General features: G+C 71.0%; 25 protein-coding genes. 14 read left to right on the forward strand and 11 right to left on the reverse strand.

What is annotated here, in order from left to right; translation table 11 throughout:
- Positions 1-5 precede the first annotated feature (5 nt).
- A complete protein-coding gene (locus AB0E05_RS07040) occupies positions 6-380 on the reverse strand; it encodes a beta/gamma crystallin domain-containing protein (protein ID WP_361960079.1) in 375 nt (124 codons plus the stop codon).
- Between the two features lie 193 nt (positions 381-573).
- Positions 574-3,318, reverse strand: a complete 2,745-nt coding sequence (locus AB0E05_RS07045; RefSeq protein WP_361960082.1) for an AAA family ATPase — start codon at positions 3,316-3,318, stop codon at positions 574-576.
- A 340-nt stretch (positions 3,319-3,658) separates the two neighbouring features.
- Between AB0E05_RS07045 and AB0E05_RS07050 the strand changes: the two genes are divergently transcribed.
- The 4 genes from AB0E05_RS07050 (at position 3,659) to AB0E05_RS07065 (ending at position 6,502) form a co-directional block, all read left to right on the forward strand.
- On the forward strand, positions 3,659-4,027 hold the full coding sequence (locus tag AB0E05_RS07050; RefSeq protein ID WP_361960085.1) for a DUF2089 domain-containing protein: 369 nt from the start codon (positions 3,659-3,661) through the stop codon (positions 4,025-4,027).
- The gene (locus AB0E05_RS07055) at positions 4,027-4,284 is read left to right on the forward strand and encodes a hypothetical protein (RefSeq protein ID WP_361960088.1); all 258 of its coding nucleotides are present in this window, start codon (positions 4,027-4,029) and stop codon (positions 4,282-4,284) included. The genes AB0E05_RS07050 and AB0E05_RS07055 overlap by 1 nt, the downstream gene beginning before the upstream one ends.
- Positions 4,285-4,321: 37 nt before the next feature.
- Entirely contained in the window at positions 4,322-4,789 is a 468-nt protein-coding gene (locus tag AB0E05_RS07060; RefSeq protein WP_361960091.1) for a hypothetical protein, read from the forward strand.
- A gap of 186 nt (positions 4,790-4,975) precedes the next feature.
- Positions 4,976-6,502, forward strand: a complete 1,527-nt coding sequence (locus tag AB0E05_RS07065; RefSeq protein ID WP_361960094.1) for a glycosyl hydrolase family 18 protein — start codon at positions 4,976-4,978, stop codon at positions 6,500-6,502.
- 143 nt (positions 6,503-6,645) lie between these two features.
- Here AB0E05_RS07065 and AB0E05_RS07070 read toward each other — a convergent pair whose 3' ends face one another.
- Positions 6,646-7,530 (reverse strand): NAD(P)-binding domain-containing protein, encoded by an 885-nt coding sequence (locus AB0E05_RS07070; RefSeq protein ID WP_361960097.1) that lies wholly within the window; start codon positions 7,528-7,530, stop codon positions 6,646-6,648.
- A 49-nt stretch (positions 7,531-7,579) separates the two neighbouring features.
- On the opposite strand from AB0E05_RS07070, the gene AB0E05_RS07075 reads away from it, so the two are divergent.
- The 3 genes from AB0E05_RS07075 (at position 7,580) to AB0E05_RS07085 (ending at position 10,245) form a co-directional block, all read left to right on the forward strand.
- The gene (locus tag AB0E05_RS07075; RefSeq protein ID WP_361960100.1) at positions 7,580-7,987 is read left to right on the forward strand and encodes a MerR family transcriptional regulator; all 408 of its coding nucleotides are present in this window, start codon (positions 7,580-7,582) and stop codon (positions 7,985-7,987) included.
- A 186-nt stretch (positions 7,988-8,173) separates the two neighbouring features.
- The gene (locus tag AB0E05_RS07080; RefSeq protein WP_361960103.1) at positions 8,174-8,626 is read left to right on the forward strand and encodes a hypothetical protein; all 453 of its coding nucleotides are present in this window, start codon (positions 8,174-8,176) and stop codon (positions 8,624-8,626) included.
- Positions 8,627-8,862: 236 nt separating this feature from the next.
- Complete coding sequence (locus tag AB0E05_RS07085) at positions 8,863-10,245, forward strand: erythromycin esterase family protein (protein WP_361960106.1); 1,383 nt, start codon at positions 8,863-8,865, stop codon at positions 10,243-10,245.
- Between the two features lie 172 nt (positions 10,246-10,417).
- On the opposite strand, the gene AB0E05_RS07090 is transcribed toward AB0E05_RS07085, so the two are convergent.
- A complete protein-coding gene (locus AB0E05_RS07090; RefSeq protein ID WP_361960109.1) occupies positions 10,418-10,792 on the reverse strand; it encodes a hypothetical protein in 375 nt (124 codons plus the stop codon).
- A gap of 1 nt (position 10,793) precedes the next feature.
- A complete protein-coding gene (locus tag AB0E05_RS07095) occupies positions 10,794-11,021 on the reverse strand; it encodes a hypothetical protein (protein ID WP_361960112.1) in 228 nt (75 codons plus the stop codon).
- Between the two features lie 97 nt (positions 11,022-11,118).
- Here AB0E05_RS07095 and AB0E05_RS07100 point away from each other — a divergent pair, with 97 nt between their 5' ends.
- The 3 genes from AB0E05_RS07100 to AB0E05_RS07110 are packed head-to-tail and all read left to right on the forward strand — an operon-like array spanning position 11,119 to position 12,379.
- Positions 11,119-11,955: a helix-turn-helix transcriptional regulator gene (locus AB0E05_RS07100; protein WP_361960115.1), complete on the forward strand. Its 837-nt coding sequence runs from the start codon at positions 11,119-11,121 to the stop codon at positions 11,953-11,955.
- Complete coding sequence (locus AB0E05_RS07105) at positions 11,952-12,152, forward strand: DUF397 domain-containing protein (protein ID WP_361960118.1); 201 nt, start codon at positions 11,952-11,954, stop codon at positions 12,150-12,152. Before AB0E05_RS07100 ends, AB0E05_RS07105 begins: the two co-directional genes overlap by 4 nt.
- A 20-nt stretch (positions 12,153-12,172) precedes the next feature.
- A complete protein-coding gene (locus AB0E05_RS07110; protein WP_361960121.1) occupies positions 12,173-12,379 on the forward strand; it encodes a DUF397 domain-containing protein in 207 nt (68 codons plus the stop codon).
- 69 nt (positions 12,380-12,448) lie between these two features.
- Here the strand turns inward: AB0E05_RS07110 and AB0E05_RS07115 are convergent, their stop codons facing one another.
- From AB0E05_RS07115 to AB0E05_RS07130, 4 genes are read right to left on the reverse strand one after another with little or no spacing between them, the layout of a single operon-like run.
- On the reverse strand, positions 12,449-13,504 hold the full coding sequence (locus AB0E05_RS07115) for a nitronate monooxygenase (protein WP_361960558.1): 1,056 nt from the start codon (positions 13,502-13,504) through the stop codon (positions 12,449-12,451).
- An 11-nt stretch (positions 13,505-13,515) separates the two neighbouring features.
- A complete protein-coding gene (locus tag AB0E05_RS07120) occupies positions 13,516-14,262 on the reverse strand; it encodes a CoA-transferase (protein WP_361960124.1) in 747 nt (248 codons plus the stop codon).
- Positions 14,259-15,098 carry a CoA-transferase gene (locus AB0E05_RS07125; protein ID WP_361960127.1) on the reverse strand — a complete coding sequence of 280 codons (840 nt, stop codon included), beginning with the start codon at positions 15,096-15,098 and terminating at the stop codon, positions 14,259-14,261. Before AB0E05_RS07125 ends, AB0E05_RS07120 begins: the two co-directional genes overlap by 4 nt.
- Positions 15,095-15,871 (reverse strand): enoyl-CoA hydratase family protein, encoded by a 777-nt coding sequence (locus tag AB0E05_RS07130; protein WP_361960130.1) that lies wholly within the window; start codon positions 15,869-15,871, stop codon positions 15,095-15,097. Before AB0E05_RS07130 ends, AB0E05_RS07125 begins: the two co-directional genes overlap by 4 nt.
- Positions 15,872-15,927: 56 nt before the next feature.
- Between AB0E05_RS07130 and AB0E05_RS07135 the strand changes: the two genes are divergently transcribed.
- Entirely contained in the window at positions 15,928-16,683 is a 756-nt protein-coding gene (locus AB0E05_RS07135; protein WP_361960133.1) for an SDR family oxidoreductase, read from the forward strand.
- Between the two features lies 1 nt (position 16,684).
- Positions 16,685-17,566: an SDR family oxidoreductase gene (locus AB0E05_RS07140; RefSeq protein WP_361960136.1), complete on the forward strand. Its 882-nt coding sequence runs from the start codon at positions 16,685-16,687 to the stop codon at positions 17,564-17,566.
- Between the two features lie 48 nt (positions 17,567-17,614).
- Here AB0E05_RS07140 and AB0E05_RS07145 read toward each other — a convergent pair whose 3' ends face one another.
- Positions 17,615-18,001, reverse strand: a complete 387-nt coding sequence (locus AB0E05_RS07145; protein ID WP_361960139.1) for a VOC family protein — start codon at positions 17,999-18,001, stop codon at positions 17,615-17,617.
- A gap of 213 nt (positions 18,002-18,214) precedes the next feature.
- Positions 18,215-18,757, reverse strand: a complete 543-nt coding sequence (locus AB0E05_RS07150; RefSeq protein ID WP_361960142.1) for a GNAT family N-acetyltransferase — start codon at positions 18,755-18,757, stop codon at positions 18,215-18,217.
- Positions 18,758-18,888: 131 nt separating this feature from the next.
- Here AB0E05_RS07150 and AB0E05_RS07155 point away from each other — a divergent pair, with 131 nt between their 5' ends.
- On the forward strand, positions 18,889-19,290 hold the full coding sequence (locus AB0E05_RS07155; RefSeq protein WP_361960145.1) for a ribonuclease domain-containing protein: 402 nt from the start codon (positions 18,889-18,891) through the stop codon (positions 19,288-19,290).
- 22 nt (positions 19,291-19,312) lie between these two features.
- Positions 19,313-19,702, forward strand: coding sequence for a barstar family protein (locus tag AB0E05_RS07160; protein ID WP_361960148.1), 390 nt, complete (start codon positions 19,313-19,315; stop codon positions 19,700-19,702).
- Positions 19,703-19,768: the final 66 nt, after the last annotated feature.

Consider the following 19,768-nt stretch of genomic DNA (forward strand, 5'->3'; position numbering starts at 1 on the left):
GGACGTCAGTAGATCTCGATCCGAATGATCTTGTGGACGTGGCCGGGGTTCCACGAACTCCACTTCGCCATGGTGACGCTTTCGAGCGTCGGGTTGCTCAGGTTCCGCTGGAACTGGAGCTTCACCCGGTTGTTGCCGGACTCGACCCAGTTGACGCCGTAGATGGCGACGGCCATCCACCCGCCGTTGGCGAAGCAGAGGGTGCTCTGGCCGTTGTTGTTGTGGATCTCCAGGAAGTCGGTCTGGTTGCAGGGCACGCCGTTGATGAGCGTGGAGAAGTCGTCGCTCGGGGTACTCGCGACGGCGGGTACGGCCATGGCGGCCATCGCGGCCACCGTGGCGACAGCGACTCCGAGAGGCCGACGTATGGACAGCTTCATGCTTGCTCCTTCTTGGATGCGGACACGTGCCCGTACGTCCAGGAGCCCGGCCGCGATGGATCCGGTGCGGTCGTCCCGGGACGCGTTTCCATGGTCGCCACCGCGGTACCGCCGTCGCATCGGCAAACATCGCCTACACCCGGCGATCCACCCGGAGATCCTTCGCGGGAGTTCGCGCGGGTCGGCCCGCGGGTCAGGTCAGCGGCAGGTCGCGCAGCTGGCGGCGGGACGTGATGTGGAGCTTGCGGAAGATGTTGCGCACGTGGGCGTCGATGGTGCGCGGGCTCAGGAACAACTGGGTGCCGACCTCCTTGGAGGTCGCCCCGGTGGCCACCAGCCTCGCGATGTGCAGCTCGTGGGCGGTGAGCGCGTCGGCCGGTCGGGCGGCCCGCTGGTGACACTGCCCACCGGTGGCGCGCAACTCGCGGGCGGCGCGGGCGGCGAACCCCTCCGCACCCATGTCGGACAGCATCTGGTGAGCGGTGCGGAGGTGCTCGCGGGCGTCCTGACGGCGGCGTTCGCGGCGCAGCCACTCGCCGTAGACGAGGTGGGCGCGGGCGAGATGGGCGACCATCCGGCAGCGGCCGAACCGCTCGATCGCCTCGCCGTACGACGCTTCGGCCGCCGGCCCGGTGCTGGTGAGCGCGCGTGAGACGGCCGCAAGCCCGAGGGCCCACTGGGTACCGCTGGCGCGCGCTCGCGAACTCAGCAGTTCCAGGGCGGTGGTGGCGCGGTCCGGCTGGTCGGCGCGGACGGCCGCCTCGATCAGCTCGGGCAGCACCATGCTGCTGTGCACCAGCTCGTCGGACTCGCACGGCGGTACCGCGGCGGCGAGGGCGACGTCGTAGTTTCCCAGGCCGTTGTGCAGCACCGCCAGGGAGTACTGGGCCAGACCACCCCCGCCGTACCCGGTGGCTTCCCGGACGATGACCGCGTGGAGCGTGTCGACCGCGGCCCGCCGGCCGCGCCAGGCCGCCAGCAGGATGTCGCTGCTGGGCAGCGGCGCGGCACCCGTCTCCCGCGTGTACGCGGTGGCCTCGGCTCCCAGCTCGGCGGCCCGGGCGAACTCGCCGGTGAACAAGGACACGGCGGCGAGGCAGTTGAGCGCGGTGGGCAGCGTCGCCAGCGCCCCGGCCTCCCGGGCGAGGCGGACACGGCGAACGGCGAGCGTGTGGAGCGCCTCGTCGTCCCACAGCGCCATCGCGACGCGGCACCCCAGCAGCAGCCAACGGCTGTCGGCGTCGTCTCCTTGTGGCTGGCGGGGGTCGTGACCGCTGTCACCGAGTGAGGTCAGCGCCCGCCTCAGGACGGGTACGGATGCTTCGTATCCGTGGGTGGCTCTGGCCACCAGCCCGTCGAGGAAGAGGTCCACCGCCCGTGTCGGCGTCGACGGTGCCGGCGCGGCCCGGGCGGCTTCGGCCACGTCCAGCACCCCGCGTCTGGACGAACCGGGCATGTGGGAGGACTCCAGGGCTTGCAGGAAGGTCTCGCGGGCCAGCGGGGCGTCCAGCGGGGCGAGTTCCGTCGCGACGTCCAGCAGCATCCCGAGCACGTCGTCGTTCCCCGTCGTGTACAACGCGATCTCGGCACCCAGCAGCTTCACCCGGGCGCGTTCCGCGGCAGGCAGCGGCCCGGTCTTCGCGAGGGTCAGCAGCTCCAGAGCGGCGTCGGGCGCGCCGGCCTTGTGCTTGGCGCCCGCGGCGCACAGCGCACGGCGGGCACGGTCGCCGGGCTCGGGGGTGAGCACGACCGCCCGTTCCAGGAACGCGGCTGCCGCGGCCAGCCCGCCGCGGGCCCGTGCCCGATCGGCCGAGCGCTCCAGGTCCGCGGCGATCGTCTCGTCGGTCCCGGGTGTGGCCTGCGCACGGTGCCAGGCGTGGCGGTCGGGTTCGGCCCGGGCGTCGGTCGCCGCGGCCAGGGCGCGGTGCACGCGGCGGCGGTCGGACGACGTGGCCGCCCGGTAGATCAGCGAACGCATCAGCGGATGGTGGAACCGCACCCAGGTGCCGACCTCCACCAGCCCTGCCGTCTCCGCCGGTGCGGCCGCGTCAGCGCGGATGTCGAGTTGCTCGGCCGCGGCCCACATCAGCGCGGTGTCGCCGAGCGGCTCGGCCGCCGCGACCAGCAGCAGCAACCGTGTTTCGGCCGGTAAGCCGCGCGACCGGCGCTGGAAGCACTCCTCGATCTTGCGCGGCACGCTCAGTTCGTTCGGCAATCCGAATCCTCCCGCGAGCTTCGCCGGCTCCGCGCTCAGGGGCAACTGCGTCAGAACCAGCGGGTTGCCCCCCGCTTCGATGATGACCCGGTCACATATCCGCTCGTCCCAGGGCGCCCTGACCGCCGTGGCGAGCAACTTCCGTGCGTCCGCCTCACCGAGCCCGGCCAGGCCCAGCTTCGGCAGCCCTGCGAACGTATGTACGTCGCAGGGGCCGAGGTCGGGGTCGCGCAGCGCGAACACCAGCCCCAGCCCCAGCGGCTCGGCCTCCACCCGCCGCGCCACGAAGGCAAGTGCCTGCGCGGATGCCGCGTCCAACCACTGGGCGTCATCCACCAGGCACAGCAGCGGCCGTTCCCCGGCTGCCCGGGTCAGCAGCCCCAAGGTGGCCAGCGCCACCAGGAACGGGTCCGGCGGGTCGCCGTCGCGCACCCCGAACGCCACCTCCAAGGCGGCCTGCTGCGGACGGGGCAACGCACCCAGCCGGTCCGACAACGGCGCACACAACTGGTGCAGGCTGGCGAACGCGAACCCCGTCTCGGACTCCACGCCGGCCGCACGCTCCACCCGGAACCCCGATGCGACACCGCGGGCGTGCTCAAGGAGCGCGGTCTTGCCGATGCCGATCTCACCGCACACCACCAGCACGCCACTGCGGCCGGCCCGCGCTCCGGCAACCAGTTCTTCGATCGCCTTGCGCTCTGTGTCTCGGCCCACAAGCATCTCTTGGCTCTCCCCGGGGTGACGGCAGACGGTCGGCCGGACTGGCGGCCCATCTGTCTCCCTCTCCCCGTCCGGCACCCATGAATATGCCGGTCCGCGTTCTCTTGGCCGATTGTCGGCCGAGCGGGTGGACCGCCGTCACCGCCGCGTGCTCCTCCCGGGTCCCGGACGTGACGACCGTCGAAGTGGTGAGCTGTCGACCTCGCCTTTCCTCAGGTGCAAGTTGAGAAAATCAAGGTCTCCTCGTTGCTCCCTTGAAAAACTCAAGCTATAAATGAAGGGCAGGGTGCGCCATCGGGTGCGCCGAGTGCGCGTCGCCGAGTTTCGAGGGAGCCCACGGGTGGAGTGGCAGGAGCTGACGGACCTGACGCAGGGGCGGTCGTTCGTGGTCGAGCGGGTGCGCCTCGCGGACAGTGATGTCGCGATCGAGGGGCGGTTCGAGCCGCCGCAGTTGGCTCAGCTCGACGTGGACGATCAGGTGTTCGTCGCCGCGTTCGTCCGGGCGCACGGCTCCATCAAGGAGATGGAGCGGGTCTTCGGGGTGAGTTACCCGACGGTCAAGTCCCGGCTGAACCGGATCGCGCAGCGCCTCGACTTCGTCGACACCGACCCCGCGCCGACCGCCGGCACCGCTGACGTGGTGGACCGCCTCCAGCGGGGTGAGATCAGTGTGCAGGAGGCGCTGGCGGAGTTGGAGGGTCCGCGGTGATGCCGCAGTTGGTGACGGCGCGCTACCGCCGTGCCGACGGGCGTACGCGACGGCTGTACGTCCCCGTCCTCCCGCTGCTGCTCGTGCTCTCGCCGCTGGTGCTGCTCGCCGTGGTGGGCGGGCTGATCGCCTGCCGCGTCTTCGGCATCCGCCCGGTGGGCGCGCTGGGCGGGGTCGGGCGGCTGCTGTGGGCGCTGCCCGGGGCCCGGTTCGACATGCAGCAGGGCCGGACGGCCGTGCTGATCAAGGTCAGTTGAGGCAGCTGAGAGAGCTGAGACAGAGGGGGAGTACGACATGAGTACGAGCACGGGTGCGAGCGCGGGTACGGTACCGAACGAGCAGCGTCGCCAGATCCTGGAGATGCTGGCCGACGGCAAGATCACCGCTGACGAGGCGGGACGGCTGATCGACGCGCTGGAGCGCCAGCAGCCGACGACGTCGCCGGGCGCCGCGTCCGGCCCGAAGGACCGCCGCCCCAAGTACCTGCGCGTGGTGGTCCACTCGGACGAGCCCGGCGGCGACGGCCCCAGCCGGATCAACGTCCGCATCCCGCTGCAACTGCTGCGCGCCGGAGTCCGGCTCGCGAGCCTGATCCCGCCACAGGCGCTCACCAAGGTCAACGAGCAACTGCACCGGAACGGGATCCCGATCGACCTCGCCGAACTCAAGCCGCAGCACCTTGAGGAACTCGTCGAGCACCTCGACGACATCCACGTCAACGTGGACGACCCCGACTCCACGGTCCAGGTCTTCTGCGAGTGACGCCACCGGGCCCGTGAGCCCGACCCATGGGGATGAGAAGTGACCTCATCCCCATGGGAGTTGCCTCATCTTCAACACCACGCAGACCCGCCCCTCCTACCGTGTCCCCGACTCGCGACGGAAGGCGGCGCTCCGCAACGTCCCGGGAGTGGCCCGGTGTCCGTCGCGTCCATGTCTGGAGGAGCGATGGAAACGCGTCTCTTATCCGGCCCGAGAACCAGGATCGTCGCCGCGCTGGCAGGGCTCGCGACGCTGCTGGGACTACTCGCGGGCCTTTCGGGCCGGGCGTACGCCGAGGAGGCCAACCACCCCGGCCCGCCCGTCTTCACGGCGGTCACGGACACCACCGTCACGTTCAAGTGGGACCCGCCGCCTCGTCCCGACGAGGTGCTGTACTACCGGATCGAACAGGACTTCGGCACGGACATCGGGATCACGACCGGCACCACCTTCACGGCGACGCACCTCAACGTCGAAACGGAGTACCACTTCGCCGTGGTCGCCGTCAGCGGCCCGGGGTCGGGCTGGTCGAGCCGTCACATGCCCGTCCGGACGACGGGCACGGTGCCGCCGATGCCCGCGAAACCGGTCGCCATGGGCGTCTTCGCCGAGGAGGACAGCTATGAACGGGGCTTCCACGTAAAGGAGTTGCACACGGGCGGCTCGGCGGACCGGCTCACCCATCTGACGTACGGGTACGGCACGGTCAGCGGCGGCCAGTGCGGCATCGGAGACCGGTACGCGGCCCTGGAGCGGACCTTCACCGCCGAGCAGAGCGTGTCCGGCCGGGCCGACACCTGGGACCAGCCCCTGCGCGGACACCTCAACCAACTCCGCGAGCTGAAGGCCCGTCATCCGAATCTCAAGCTCCTGTGGTCCTTCGGCGGGCCGGAGCGCGCGGGCGACTGGGCCGGGGCCCGGCAGCGCCCGGGTGCCTTCGCCACCTCCTGCCAGCGGCTGATCGACGACCCGCGCTGGGCCGGTCTCTTCGACGGGATCGACCTGGCGATGGAGTACCCGCCCTGCCAGCTTGCCCCCTGCGACCTCGGCGGCGCGGGCTCGGTGAAGGCCCTGGCGACGCAGCTCCGCACCGTGCTGGGCAAGGACCGCACCCTGACGGTGACCTTCGGCCGCCGCGGCGGCGGCGACAGCGTCTACGGGCAGTCCGACTTCGCCGGGGCGGCGCCCCTGGTGGACTGGTACAACGTGAAGACGTTCGACTACTACACGCCGTTGGATCCGCACTGGGCCCAGAAGACCGCCCCCGCCGCCCCGCTCGACTCCTCCTGGAACGGCCTGGAGTACGGCCGGGACGCCAACTTCGAACTCCGCAACCTGACCGCGAAGGGCGTCCACCCGAACAAGGTCGTCGTCGGCCTCCCCACCCACGCCTGGGGCTGGCAGGGCATCCGCAGCCCCAGCGGGCCGCCGGGCCAGTACCACGCCGACGGCCCGGTGGACGGCCCCTCCCAGCGGGGACTGGACGACTACCGGACGGTCAGCGCCCGCTGCGCCCCGACCGGCGAAATGGGGAAGACGGCCTACGCGGTCTGCGGCAGCCAGTTGTGGACCTACGACACCCCGGCCACGGTCACCGGAAAGGTCGCGTACATGAAGCGGTACGGACTCGGCGGCGGCTTCCTGTCGAACCTCCGCGGCGACACCTCACGAGGCGAGCTCCTCACCGCCCTGACCAACGCCTTCAAGCCCTGAGGCACTGAGGGCCCGCTCCGAACCCCTGCGAACCCCTGCGAACCCTTGTGTCCCTCAAGGGCGCGCACCGCGCCGCTCCCGGGCGTCCGTCCCGGGAGCGGCGTGCCCTGAGGCCCGAGGGGAGATCCCGGTGCCGGGTCCGGTCACTCGGCGCGGGGCTTGCTGAACTCTTCGATCAGCACGGCGTACTGCTCCCCGCCGTGTCCGGCGGCGACCGCCCGGTCGGCCATCGCCTTGATCAACTTCGGTAGTTCGGCGTTGACGCCCACCGCCTCGCTCTCCTCGATCAGATGTGCCATCGACCCGACATGGGTCTCCAGGGACGCCACATCGGCAGGGAAGGAGCCGCTGTCGATCTGCTCGGCTTCGCCCGGCAGCCATGCGGCCACTCCGGTGGCCATCTGCTGTGCGAACGGCGCGAACGTCGCGGCGTCCACACCGGCCGTCCTGAGCAGGGCCGTGCCCTGGAGCCAGGCGTTCAGGACGCTCCACATCATGGCCAGGCCCGCCACGTCGTACAGCGACGCCAGCCCGTGGTCCGCACCGAGGTGGGTGACGGTGCCGAGCGCGTCGAGTGTGGTCTTGTGCGCCTCGAAGTCGGCCTGCGGCCCGCTGTGCAGGATCACCGCGTCAGCGGTTCCGATGGCCGGCGGGATCGCCATGATGGCGCCGTCCAGGTAGCGGGCGCCGCGCTGCTCGGCCCATCGGGCGGCCTCCCGGGCCTGGGTCGAGTCACCCGAGGTCAGGTTCACCAAGGTCACGCCGTCCAGCTCGACGTCGTCCGCCCCGAGCAGACCGCGCATGGCCCGGTAGTCGCTGACGCAGACGATCGTCAGGGGGCCCGCCTTGAGCGCGGCGCCCACCGTCGGCGCCAGCAGGGCACCCTCGGCCACCAACTGGTCGGCCTTGGCGGCCGTGCGGTTCCACACGGTGGTGGGGTGGCCGGCTTTGAGGAACGCGCTGGCCAGCGCCTGGCCCATCCGTCCGAGGCCGATGATCGTCACAGGTGTTTCGGTCGTGTTGTCCATGGCAGCATCGTCAACGTTCATACCGGTGTGAAGGTCAAGCGAGGTTGCGATGCGGATCGGGGAACTGGGGCGCCGGACGGGCGTCAACACCCATCAGTTGCGCTACTACGAGGCCCAGGGCCTGCTGGAGGCGGACCGCGGCACGAACGGCTACCGCGAGTTTGACGAGGACGCCGTGCTGCGGGTCAGACAGATCCGACATCTGCTCGGTGCCGGTCTGTCCTCCGAGGACATCGCGTACGTGCTGCCCTGCGCCGTCGGGGAGGACCCGCAGCTGCCCGGGTGTCCCGAGCTGGTCGCTGCGATGCGGTCACGGCTCCAGCGACTGGACGAGCAGATGGACAGCCTCGCCCAGTCCCGCGACGCTCTCGCCAGCTACATCGACGCGGCCGAGCGCATGGGCGGTGAGAGCTATCCCCCCTTCGACGGCGCCGACCTGGAGCCCGTCTCCACCTGAGCCGTCGGGGACCGTCGGCCCGTCCAGGTGAGTGGGACTCGCCCTCTCATCATTCACTCACCATTTGATGGGCGCGCGCCCATTAAATTGGGGAATCACGTGGTGATCTGTTGATCCATGGCCTTCCCTTGGGGGAGTCTCTATCGCTGTAGGGACCACTCAGGTGCGAGAGAGGGAGAACCGGTCATGCAGATTCTGAAGAGGAAGAACCTCACCGGCGTTGTCGGTCTGATGGCTGCGGCCCTGGCTGCCGGCGTCCTGACGATGCCGGGCCAGGCGCACGCGGCGGAAGCCGCCTACTGGACCGTGGACTGCGACAAGTCGCCTGCGCCGGGCGATCCGGGTGCCCACGACCTGATCGCCATGATCTACAAGACGGGTGACTCAAGTAAGGGCGCCATTTCGTCCTTCAAGGGCAATGGTGAGACCTTGACCATCAGGAACTGGTCGGGGGCCATGATGCGCTTCAAGCTCCAGTGGGCGACCGCGGACGGCAGCCGCATGGAAAGGACTTGGGAGATGAGCCTTGGGACCGGTGGCTCCCAGACCCACACGTTCAATATCCCTGAGGGGCGCAAGGTGTACACCTCTGTCGGAACGCCCGGCGGGAGCACGGCCTACTGTAACGGGATTTCGTAGCGCGATTTTCCGGCCTGCTGAATGAGCGGGCCGGATGCGAGTGAAGCCAGGGCCGCACGGCTGCCCGGAGAGCGACGCGCTTCGGGCCCGTCGGGGGCCCTGGTTTCGCGTGCGGTCGCTTCCCTCAGGGGGAGCTAGCTCCCCTAAGACCGGAGAGGCTGCCCCCGTGCGCCGCCGGCTCGGCGCGGTGAGGATTCCTTCAGGTCTTCGGCGACGAACAGAAGGAGCTCACCAGCATGACCAGGTACCACCAGCGCATCGGCCGCAGGGCACTGCTCGCCACGACGGCGGGCGTCATGGGGGCGGCCCTCGTCGCCGGGGCGGCGTACGCCGCCCCGGTCGCGGACGGGGCGCCGCGGGCCGCCGCTCGGGAGCAGGCCCAGGACCCCGTGGTCCGCGCGCTGGACCGGATCGCCCACCCGCTGCGCTCCACCGAGCCCGGCGGGAAGAGCACCGACCTGCGGGCGCTCGGCGCGATGATCGGCGGTGCCAAGGTCGTCGGCCTGGGGGAGGCCACCCACGGCTCCCACGAGTTCTTCACCATGAAGGAGCGACTCTTCCGCTACCTCGTCCAGGAGAAGGGCTTCCGCGCCTTCTCCCTGGAGTTCAGCTGGCCCGCCGGCCTGCGGATCAACGACTACCTCCAGACCGGCAAGGGCGACGCCCGGCAGGTCGTCAAGGAGACCCTCGGCGGCACCCCCTGGGACCGCGAAGAGTTCGTCGACCTCATCGAGTGGATGCGCGAGCACAACCGCCGCAACCCCACCCGCACCGTGCACTTCGTCGGCAACGACCTCGGCGGCCCGGCCATCACCGACGACTTCTTCGCCCGGATCACCGGCTATGTCGAACAGCACCACCCGACATTGGCACCGCGCATCGACGAGCTCTACACGGGGCTGCGCCCCCTCGACGACGTCTTCGCCTACCTCAACAAGCCGCTCGCCGAGCGCCAAGCCTTCGCCGACCGGGCCCAGCGCGCACTCGACCTGATCAGCGCGGCGGGCGGCAAGGACCGGAACGCCCACGAGTGGGCCGTGCAGAACGCCCGTTCCGTCGCCGACACCACCAGGTTCCTGACCGCCGATCCCAGCGACCCCGCGAAGATGCCCGACTTCCAGCGCATCCGTGACAAGGCCATGGCCGACAACGTCCTGTGGTGGCAGAAGCGCACCGGTCACAAGATGCTGGTCTCCGCGCACAACGACCACCTCGGCCTCATCGCCGGCACCGCCTCGATGTACCCCAAGACCCAGGGGTCCCTCCTCCGCGACGCACTGGGCCGGAACTACCTGCCGATCGGCATGACCTTCGACCGCGGCTCCTTCCTCGCCCAGAAGACCGGCATCGGCGGCGACTGGAAGAAGTTCACCGTCGGCGCCGCGGCTCCCGGCACCAATGAGCACACCCTCGACCGGGTCCGGCACGAGGACTACTACGCCGATCTGCGCGCCGCCGCGCCCAACGCGCGCCGCTGGCTGGACACCGCGCGTCCCACCCGCACCATCGGCACCGGTTTCGACGCCAACTACCCCTTGTACGACCTGGCGCTCGGCCGCTCCTTCGACGTCCTGATCCACCTGCACGACGTCAGGGAGGCCGACCCGCGCAAGCCGTGACCGGGTTGGTTCGGTGGGCCCGTCCGGCCCTGACCCTTGCCCAGGTGGGCCGGACGGGCGGCTTGGGGCCCGCCCCGGAGGTCGGGGGCAGTGACCTCGGGGCGGGCTGGCCCGCGCGGCCGGGGCGATGGCCGGCGGGCGATTGGGGGTGGGGGGAGTTACGGGTCGGGAGTCACGGGTCGGGGGTGGCGAGGTCGAACGAGCAGCGGCCCGGGTGGTTCCCGTACAGGAAGCAGACGTCGTCCCGCCCCGAAGGCGCGCCGTTCGTCCGGGCGCAGTCGGTGAGGGCGGTGATCTGTTCCGGGGCGCGGTCGTCCGTCCAGTGGGTCCACAGGTTCTCGCCGTGCGGGGCCGGCAGCAGGCGGACGAGCGCGGCGTGCGGCCCGTCCTCGTGCGCTTCGAGTTCGCAGGCGAGGCGCGTCTGGATCGCCATGAGCGTTTCGGGCGCGTGGCCCTCGGCGTCCCGGGCGTCGAGCACTAATTCCGGGGGCAGTACGGCGGTGGCGCGGCAGGTGCGGGGCGGGTCGGGGATGTGGGGGGATCCCATGTCAGCTCCGCTGACTGCTGTTGGCGTTGCGCTCGCTGAGGGCCGGCGTGATCCGGTCGTTGTTCGTCGCCCTACGGGTGAGGTCGCGCAGGGCGTCCCACTCGATGCCGCCCCGGGGCGGGCGGAGGGCGTAGTAGTTCCTGAACACCTCCATCACCACGCCGAGTTCCCGGGTCTCGGTGTCGTACGCGAGTTCGCCGACGCTGAGTTCACCAAGGTCACTGCACATGACTGCTCCTCTCTGTAGCCAAACCGCTACCGGGCGCAGTCAGATTGGCCTAAGGTTGGTGCTCCCCTCAACGCGACCGGGCGAGGAGAGCACGTTGGTGAACCGCAAGGAGTTGAATCCTGAAGCATCTGCTCAGGCGGCGTACGGAGCACGGTTACGCAGTCTGCGCGATGGGCGAGGGTTAACTCAGGACGAACTCGCATCCCTTATGGGGTACTCGGGGCGGCACATTTCAGCCGTCGAAACCGGCCGGAGAACGCCAACGCGCCAATTCTCGCTGAGTGCCGACAAGGTCTTCGAACTCGAAGGTGCGGCTGACACGTTCGAACGTGCGTTTAGAGAGATCCGGCATGGTGCGCTGCTGCAAGGCTTCCCGGAGTACCTGGGGTACGAGGGGCGGGCCGTCGAGCTGCGGCTGTATCAAATCGGGATCATCCCTGGGCTGTTGCAGACGCAGGAGTACGCAACCGCCCTCGAAAGCGGCGAAGTGCAGCGAGGTTCCATCTCGGCCGACCAGGCTGAGGAGCGAGTTAGCGTGCTCATGAAGCGACAGGCCGCCCTGGTACGCGACCGGACGCCCATGATGTTCGTCGTCATGGACGAGAGCTGCATCCGCCGACAGGTCGGCAGCCGTGAGGTGATGGACGCCCAGCTCGACCGGCTGATGGCGTTCGCCGAGCAGCCCAATGCGATGCTGCACATCGCGCCGTACGCCATAGGAGAGCGCCGGCCGTTCAACCTCCCGTTGAACCTGCTGACCCTGCCGGACCTCTCCATGGTCGCGTACGCTGAGTCCCAGATGCAGGGGCACATGGAGCGCGAAATCCCCGTCATTCTGCCCCTGTTGGCGGCCTACCATCAGTTGCAGGCCGTCTCGCTGTCGTCGGCAGCGACTGTGGACATGATCAATCAGGTACGGAAGGGCACTCCATGACGACCACGACCGAACTCCGTTGGGTCAAGTCCTCCTACAGCAGCAATGGCGGTGACTGTGTGGAGGTCGCCGTGAACGTCGTCGCTACCGGGGTCGTTCCCGTCCGGGATAGCAAGCAGCCCGGTGGGCCGGTCCTCGTCGTGTCCGCGGACGCCTTCGCCGGTCTCGTCTCGCTCGCGCGGGGCGCCGCGCTGTAAGTCTTCAAAGGAGCTGCACGATGAGCGTCGAACTCGCCACAGCTCAATGGACCAAGTCCTCCTACAGCAGCAACGGCGGCAACTGCCTCGAATGGGCCTCCGCATACGCAGCCACCCACGGCACCGTGCCCGTCCGGGACAGCAAGCGGCCCGAGGGGCCCGCGCTGCTTGTGTCGGCTGATGCGTTCGCCGGGCTGGTGGCCCTCGCGCGAGGCGCCGCGCTGTAGCCCGTAGCTCCACCGCACACAGCGCCACCCGCACTCCCTGAGCCCCGTACGGCACACGTCGTACGGGGCTCAGCGCGTCCCCGACCCGCCCAGCCCGCGCAGCACCGCGTCCGCTTCCCGTACCACTCGCTCCACCAGCTCCGCGCAGCTCGGCAGGTCGTCCAGCACGCCCGCGACCTGGCCCGACGCCATCACACCCACATCCGTCCGGCCGTCGACCATCGCCGCGCGCAGCAGCATCGGGGTGTTCGCGGCCAACAGGACCTGGCCCCACGTCATTTCCTTGCCGTGCTTCATCGCGAGGCCGTCGCGGACCATCGACCGCCACGTCAGCCCGGACAGCTTCCGGAACGCCGCCGCGTGGCGTACCGCCAGCGCCAGGGAGCGGGCGCGGCCGTGCCGTTCAAGGGCCGCGACCAAGTCCGTACGCAGCATCCGGTGCGGCAGGCCGTCCACCGCCCGCGTCACCGTCACGTCGTTCACCGTCGCCGCCAGATAGCGCGCCTTCACCGCGGCCGGGACGGTGGAGTCGGAGGTCAGCAGGAAGCGGGTGCCCATCGCGACGCCCGCCGCGCCCAGCGCGAGCGCGGCCACCAGGCCGCGGCCGTCGTGGAAGCCGCCGGCCGCGACGACGGGGATGTCCACCGCGTCCACGACCTGCGGGACCAGCACGGTCGTGGCGACCGCGCCGGTGTGGCCGCCGCCCTCGCCGCCCTGCACCAGCACCGCGTCCGCGCCCCACGCCGCGACCTTCTCCGCGTGGCGACGCGCGCCCACCGACGGGATCACCACCACGCCAGCGTCCTTGAGTTCGGCGATCAGGTCCCGGGAGGGCGCGAGGGCGAACGAAGCGACGCGTACGCCCTCGTCGACGATGATCCGCACCCGTTCGCGGGCGTCCGCCGCGTCGGCGCGCAGGTTGACGCCGAAGGGGGCGTCCGTGCGGGCGGCGACCTCGCGCACGGCGTGCCGCAACTCGTCCACGGTCATCGTCGCGGAGGCGAGGATGCCGAGGGCGCCCGCGTTCGCCGTCGCGGAGACCAGGCGGGGGCCGGCGACCCAGCCCATGCCGGTCTGCACGATCGGATGGCGCACGCCGGTCAGCCGGGTCAGCGCCGTCTCCAGCACCGCGCCGGTCATCCGGCCTTCACCTCGCGCTCGCGCAGGCCGTCCGGGTCGATCACCTCGCGGATCAGCCGTAGCTCCTCGGGGGTCGGCTCCCGGGTCGGCACCACATCGTCCGCGACCAGCTCGAAACCGGTCGCGGCCCGTACGTCCGCCACCGTCACGCCCGGGTGCACGGACACCAGCCGCATCGCGCGATCAGGCGTCGCGAAGTCGAAGACGCCGAGGTCCGTGACGATGCGGGGGATGCGGTGGAAGCGGGTCGCGCTCGGCCCGGCCGCGGCGGCGCGGTCGTAACCCACTCCGCAGACCACGTCCACCTTTGGGACGAAGACGCGCGTCGAGTGCTTGGGGACCCAGTAACTGACTGGATTGTTGAGGGTGTTGACGGGCGCTCCGCGCATTCCGAGGAGTTGGCGGGAAGGGCGGGCGAAGTCGGGGCCGATGGCGGAGATGTTCTGGTTGCCGTGGCGGTCGAGCTGGCTCGCGCCCATCATCACGTGCCGGCGCCCGCCGGTGACCATCGCGAGGTGGCGGCGGTACGGCAGCCAGCCCTCCACCGACCCGTCGAGCCCCACCAGCATCGCCTCGCCGTCGGTCAGGAGCAGGTCGGGGGAGAAGGTGCGCTTCGCGAGCCGGGCGCCGACGGACGGGATCAGGCCCATGGGGCTGGCCAGCACTTCTCCGTCGCCGCGCCACGCCTCGGCGCAGGCGACGACGCAGTACTCGGCGCGGGTCGCCGTGGTTTTGATGCTCATCGGGCACCCTCCTGCCAGCGGGCGACGGCTGCTTGGTACGCCTTCTCGTCACCGTCGAGGAAGCGCGCGGCGAACTCCTCCCAGGGCGTCGTCGCGTACGTCTTCTGGAACGCCTCGTCGCGCCCGTAGTCGGGGGCGCAGGAGGTGAAGTGCGCGCCGTTCGGGGTCTCCACCACGCCCGTGACCGAGTGGCGGGAGACCAGCAGGGACTGCGGCGGGACGTCCCCGAACGTGTCAACCAGCGCTTCGCAGCAGACGTACGCCGTGTCCGCGGCCTCGCAGAACAGGTCGTCGAAGTACGGGTCGGGGCCCAGGTAGCAGGCATTGCCGAGGCGGTCGGCGCGGTTGAGGTGCACGAAGGCGGCGTCCATGCGCAGCGCGGGCACGGCGACGAACTCCTCCCCGTCCTCGTACGGAGACGTCACCGTCCGCAGCTCCGGATTGAGCCGCAGCACGTCCGAGCCGATGCCGGCGCGTACCGGCAGGAACGGCAGCCGGTTCGCGGCGGCGTGCAGGCCCCACATGAACATCGCCTCGTCGATCTCGGTGACGGGGAAGCCGCCGGCCTGACGGGCGGCGCGGTAGTGCGGTTCGAGGGGGATGGAGTCGAGCGTCACGAAGGCGGTGACCAGGCGGCGGATCCGGCCGGCGGCGGCGAGGAGGCCGATGTCCGGGCCGCCGTACGACACCACGGTGAGATCGGTGATCTCGGACCGGAGCAGTGCTCTCACCAACGCCATCGGCTTGCGGCGCGAGCCCCAGCCGCCGATGCCGATGGTCATTCCGCTGCGCAGCCGCCCGACGACGTCGTCCAGTGACATGACCTTGTCGCTCATGCTCCTTCGCCCCCTTCCGACCGTCCGAAGGCGGCGCGGACCCGGTCTGCCACCCCGCTGACGCTCGCCTCGAAAGTGAAGCCCTGCTCGAAGCGGTAGCTACGGCGCACGTCCACCGGGTCGATGCCGTTGAGCGCCGTCTTCGCGAGCCGCAACAGCGTGCCGTCCTTGCGGGCGATCTCCTGCGCCAGCTCCAGCGCCGCCGCGTCGAGTTCCGCGCGCGGCACCACCCGCCACACCGAGCCGTGGCCGTGCAACTCGTGCGCGCTCACCGTGCGGGAGGTGAAGTACAGCGTGCGCATGAGGTGTTGGGGCACCAGCCGGGAAAGGTGCGTCGCCGCGCCCAGCGCGCCCCGGTCCAACTCCGGCAGGCCGAAGGTCGCGTCGTCCGCGGCGACGATCGCGTCCGCGTTGCCGACGAGGCCGACGCCGCCGCCGAGGCAGTGGCCGGCGACCGCGGCGACGACCGGGACCTCACACTCGTACACCGCGGCGAACGCCTCCGCGCAGCCGCGGTTGACGTCGATCAGCGCGGTGCTGTCCGAGGCGGCCTGGAGTTCCTTGATGTCGACGCCCGCGTTGAAGCCGCGGCCGGCGGCGGCGAGGACGACGCAGCGCACCTCCGGGTCCCGGCCGGCGGCGCGGACCGCGTCGGCGAGGGCGTACCAGTCGCGGGCGGGCAGCGCGTTGACGGGCGGGCGGTCGACGGTGACCGTCCGCACGCCCGGTGCGGTGTCCGTGGCGGAGACCGTGCTCGTGGTGGAGACACCCATGACAGGATCAGCTACCTTTCCACCAAACATTTGTTAGGTGAGGAAGGTAGCAGCGGATGGAGCTGGACGGGAGGGTCGCGGTCGTCACCGGCGGCACGCGGGGCGTCGGCGCGGGCATCGCACGGTCCTTGCTGCGGGCCGGGGCGACGGTCGTGGTCTGCGCCCGGCGCCCGCCCGAAGTCCCGGTCGACGGCGCCGAGTTCGTCCCGCTCGACCTGCGGGACCCCGATGCCGTCGAGGACTTCTTCGCGGACGTCGCCGCGCGGTACGGACGGCTGGACGTGCTGGTCAACAACGCGGGCGGGACGCCGCACCGGGCGCTGGCCGACGCGCCCGTCGCCCGGCACGTACGGGTGCTGGAACTCAACCTCACCGCGCCGCTGACCGCGTCCCTCGCGGCGTACGAGCACCTGCGGGCGGCCCGCGGCTCGATCGTGATGATCGGCAGCGTCAGCGCGGACCGGGCCTCGCCTGGCTCGGCGGCGTACGGCGCGGCGAAGGCGGGGCTGGCGAACCTGGCGCGGTCCATGGCCGTGGAGTGGGCGCCCGAGGTGCGGGTGAACACGGTCGTGCCCGGGATGGTCCGCACGGAGCTTTCTCATGTGCACTACGGCGACGCGGCCGGCGTCACGGCGGTCGGCGCGACCGTGCCCCTGGGGCGGCTCGCCGAGCCGTCCGACGTCGGGGAAGCCACGGTCTTCCTCGCGTCGGCGCGGGCCGCGTACGTCAGCGGGGCGTCGCTGCACGTCCACGGCGGGGGCGAACGTCCGGCGTTCCTCGCCGCGGCCACAACTGACTCCGGGGAGGCTTGAGATGACGGAACTGTGCGAAGGCCGAGTCGTGGCGATCACGGGTGCGGGGCGGGGGCTCGGGCGGGCGCACGCGCTCGCCTTCGCCGCGGAGGGAGCACGGGTCGTCGTCAACGACCTCGGCGCCTCCCTCGACGGTGCGGGCACGTCCCGCGGCCCCGCGGCCGAAGCCGTCGCGGAGATCCGCGCGGCGGGAGGCGAAGCGGTGCCGCACGGCGGCGACATCGCGACGAGCGAGGGCGCTTCTTCGCTGGTCGCGACCGCGCTGGAGACGTACGGCCGACTCGACACCCTCGTCAACAACGCGGGCTTCGTGCGGGACCGGATGCTCGTGAACCTGGACGAGGACGACTGGGACGCGGTCGTCCGCGTGCATCTGAAGGGCCACTTCCTGCCCCTGAAGCACGCGGCGGCGCATTGGCGGGCGGAGTCGAAGGCGGGCCGGGCCCTTGCTGCCCGGGTGATCAACACGACGTCGGGCGCGGGCCTGCTGGGCAGCGTCGGCCAGGGGAACTACTCCGCGGCGAAGGCCGGCATCGTGGGCCTGACGCTCGTCGCCGCGGCGGAGTTGGCGCGCTACGGCGTCCAGGTGAACGCGATCGCCCCGGCGGCGCGGACGCGCATGACGGAGGGCGTCTTCACGGACCTCGCCGCGCTGCCGGAGGACGTCTCCCCGCTGGTGGTGTGGCTCGGCTCGGCGGCGAGCGAGGGGGTGACGGGCCGCGTCTTCGAGTCGGAGGCGGGCCGTTTGACGGTGATGGAGGGCTGGCGTCCGGGCCCGACGGACGAGGCGTCTGTCCGTCGCACGCCGTCGGAGACGGGGGAGGTGGTGCGCGGCTTGCTGGCGGCGTCGGAGGATCCGGGGCGGGTGTACGGGGCGGGATGAGGCTCGCACCGTGCGGGCCGCGGCGCCGCCTGACGGTCTCGCCCTCGATCACGAGCGCATGACGCAGAATGCGTTGCCGTCGGGGTCCTGCATCGTGATCCAGTCGTCGCGCTCGGCCTGAACCGTCGCTCCCAGCGCACGTAGCCGCTCGACCTCAGCGGCTGCATCGGTCGTGCTGAGGTCGAGATGGACCCGGTTCTTGGTCCGCTTCTCCTCCGGTACCCGTTGGAAGAAGATGCGAGGCAGCCTGTCGTCCGCGCCGACGAGCAGGACGGTGGGGTCGTCCTCCGGGTCGTCGACGCCCAGGGAGCGCAGCCGGGCCAACTCCTCCTCGTCGTAGGGCGCGATGGCGTAGTCATCCAGGGCCTGTGCCCAGAATCGGGCGGCCGACGCCGGATGAGGGCTGTCGAAGACGATGTCCTTGATGGATGCCACGTTGATTCCCTTCAGGAACGGCCGCTGGCGAGGTGGGCCGATCCACAGGCGACGAGTATGGCTTGCCGGGCGGCCCCTGGGGCCTCGTCGACAGCCGTCCCACCCTCCGGAGGGATGCGACGACCTCCGCGGACCGCCCCACCACGACGCTGGGGCAGGTGCCCGCACGGCCACGGCGCGGGCGTCAGGTGGTGCGGCCGGCTGCCCGGGAGGTCAGGTCAGGCCAGTGGTGGTGGGCGGGCGGAGCGCGAAGGACTGCTCCGCGTCGTACGCCACGAAGCGCTCCACCTCCTCGAAGCCCAGCCTCGCCGCCAGCCGCATGGACGCGGCGTTCGCCGTCTGCGTCGCCAGGACCAGCGGTTCGCCCGGGTGCGTGGAGTCGAACCAGGCGAGGGCCGCCCCGCACGCCTCCGTGGCGTAACCCCGGCCCCACGCGGACGGCAGGAACAGGTAGCCCAACTCCACGCGGCCCGCGGCCTGAGGGAGGTGGCCCGAGTCGCGGGTGAGGATGACCTGGCCGATCATCGTTCCGGCGAGGTCGACCACGAACAGGCCGGAACGGCGGCCCGGCACCGCGGGCATGTCGCGTTCGAGCGCGTCGCGCGGCTGCGGGCCGCCCAGATAGGTGTTGACCTCGGGGGAGGAGAACAGGTCGACGAACGCCGCCCGGTCCCGCGCCTGCGACTCGCGGAGCACGAGCCGTTCGGTCGTGATCGGGGCGGGCGGCCAGGGGGCGGAGGTGCCGAGGTCGGTCATGCCGGTCAGCCAATCAGCCCGCTCGTGGGCGATCAAGGCGCGAGCCGGGCTCCGGCCTTCGGGTGAACGTCCGGCGAACACACCGCACATGGGGTTGATGCGTGCATGCCCATGCGGGCCATCATGGGCGCATGCGCATCCCCCACCGCATTCACCGACGCATCGCCGCCCTCGGCGCGGCCTTCGCCGCCGCCCTCCTCGTCACCACCGCGACCCCCGCCACCGCGACCCCCGCGTCCGCCGCCGGATTCGGCGAGATCTGCTACTCCGCCCTGCCGCCCGAAGCCCACACCACCCTCCGGCTCATCGAGTCCGACGGACCCTTCCCGTACCCGCAGGACGGGGGAGTGTTCCAGAACCGGGAGGGGCTGCTGCCGCAGCAGCCCGCCGCGTACTACCACGAGTACACCGTCAAGACGCCGGGCGCGAGCAACCGCGGGACCCGGCGCATCGTCACCGGGGAGCAGCACCAGGAGGACTACTACACCCGGGACCACTACGCGTCGTTCGACCTGGTCGACCACGGCTGTTAGCCCTGGCGGTAAAACAGGGACCATGACGACCACGTACGTGATCGACGGCTCGACCATCGCCGGTCTGCCCGACTTCTGGCGGGCGATCGGCGAGGCCGTCAACGGGCCCGGCGGCTACTTCGGCAGCAACTTCGACGCCCTCGCCGACTGCCTCAGCGGCGGCTACGGCACCCCCGACGATGACGACGACGTCGTCTTCGAGTGGCGGGACCACGAGCACTCCCGCACCGCCCTGGGGCATCCGGAGACCACCCGATATCTGGCGCAGAAGCTGCGTCGGGCCCATCCCTCCAACCATCCTGCGATCCGGGAAGAGTTGGCGCACGCCGAGGCGGGCGAAGGACCCACGCTCTTCGACCGGCTGGTGGAGACGATCGAGCGCCGCCACCCGGGCGGGGTGCGCCTGCGCTAGGGAGTGTCTTCACAGTAGCGTCGTCCGCCCTTTGGGCGGGCACCAGGGCACGACGGGCAGACGGGA

It is taken from the genome of Streptomyces sp. NPDC048057, from assembly GCF_040653095.1.
Taxonomy (GTDB): Bacteria; Actinomycetota; Actinomycetes; order Streptomycetales; family Streptomycetaceae; genus Streptomyces.